At 65.4% G+C, this 1,778-nt stretch carries 2 protein-coding genes; both read left to right on the top strand.

Features of this window, described 5'->3' with window-relative positions:
• On the top strand, positions 1-297 hold a 297-nt coding region (locus AC1RVW_RS30780; protein WP_493204521.1), incomplete at its 5' end, for a methyl-accepting chemotaxis protein.
• 27 nt (positions 298-324) lie between these two features.
• Positions 325-1,778: methyl-accepting chemotaxis protein (locus AC1RVW_RS30775; RefSeq protein WP_493204519.1), on the top strand; the 1,454-nt coding region annotated here is incomplete at its 3' end.

Raw genomic sequence — 1,778 nt, 5'->3', positions numbered from 1 at the left:
GAAGAAGCCGGCCGCACCATGGACGAGATCGTCGGCAGCGTGAAGCGCGTGACGGACATCATGGGCGAGATCACCGCTGCAAGCCAGGAGCAGACCTCGGGCATCGAGCAGATCAACCAGGCCATCACGCAGATGGACCAGGTCACACAACAGAACGCGGCGCTGGTCGAAGAGGCTTCGGCGGCAGCTCAATCGCTGCAGGAGCAGGCAAGCAGCCTGTCGCAGGTGGTCGGCGTGTTTCGCCTGGAAGGCAGCCGCGCTGCCGTCCCGGCGCATCGGCTGGCACTCACTGCATAAGCAGCAGCACAAATCGGAGAAAAAGACATGCAGTGGTTCCAGAATCTTCGCGTCACCGTCCGGCTGATCCTCAGCTTTCTCGTGGTCGCCGCCATCGGCGCGGCGGTGAGCGCGCTCGGCATCTTCCACATGGGGCGCATCAGCGCCTCGACCGAAGAGCTCTACGCCAACGAGCTTCGCGCCCTGCAGGCCGTGCAGGAAGCCAACATCCACCTGCTGTACGCCAGCCGCGCCCAGATGACGCTGCTGTCGGCCGGCACGCGCGGCGAGCGCAACGCGGGTGCGAACGAGCTCAAGGCTTCCATGGAAAGCCTCTCGTCGCGCGCCGCCGAGGTCAAGTCGTTCTTCGGCGAGACCGAGGAAGGCACGAAGCTCTTCAGCCAGTTCGAAAGCCTGGTCGGCCCGCTGGGCAAGCACATGAACGACTTCGTGGCGCTGGTGAACAAGCAGCCGCTGGACAGCTCGCAGTTCGACAACCAGGTGACCGAGGACAGCGCGCGCCTGCTGAAGGAATCGCGCGGCCTGGAAGAAGTGCTCAAGGGCATGGTCGCGCACAGCAAGGACCTGGCGCGCGCGCGTGCGGAGCATGCCGACGACACCTACAAGACCTCGCGGCTGATGATGCTGGTGCTGGCGCTGGCCGGCATCGTGGTCAGCGTGGGGCTGGGCGTGGTGGTGGCGCGCCTGATCGGCCGGCAACTCGGCGGCGAGCCGCAGTACGCCGCCGACGTGGTCGGCCGCATCGCCGACGGCGACCTGTCGCTGGCAGTGGAGGCCGACGCCGCGCGTGACGGCAGCCTGCTGCATTCCATCAAGCAGATGCAGGTGCAGCTGACCTCGATCGTCGGGAAGATCAAGGATTCGAGCGAAACCATTGCCAGGGCTTCGGGGCAGATCGCCTCGGGCAACCAGGACCTTTCGTCGCGTACGGAGGAACAGGCTAGCTCGCTGGAGCAGACGGCTGCTTCGATGGAGGAGCTGACTTCGACGGTGAAGCAGAACGCGGACAACGCACGTCAGGCCAACCAGCTGGCCGTGTCTGCTTCGGAAGTGGCGGTGAAGGGTGGCAGTGTCGTGTCGCAGGTGGTCGACACCATGGGCTCGATCAACGCGTCATCCAAGAAGATCGTGGACATCATCGGCGTGATCGACGGCATCGCATTCCAGACCAACATCCTGGCGCTGAATGCGGCGGTGGAAGCAGCCCGGGCCGGCGAGCAGGGCCGCGGCTTCGCGGTCGTCGCATCCGAAGTCCGCAGCCTCGCGCAACGCTCTGCAGCGGCAGCCAAGGAAATAAAGACCCTCATCGGCGACTCCGTGGAGAAGGTCGAGGAAGGCAGCAAGCAGGTCGCCGAGGCGGGCCGCACGATGGAAGAGATCGTCGGCAGCGTGCGCCGCGTGACCGACATCATGGGCGAGATCACCGCAGCGAGCCAGGAGCAGACCTCGGGCATCGAGCAGATCAACCAGGCCATCACGCA

This window comes from Variovorax sp. MPBD4-3 (assembly GCF_058809745.1).
This window is presented reverse-complemented; position numbering and strand designations above follow the sequence as displayed.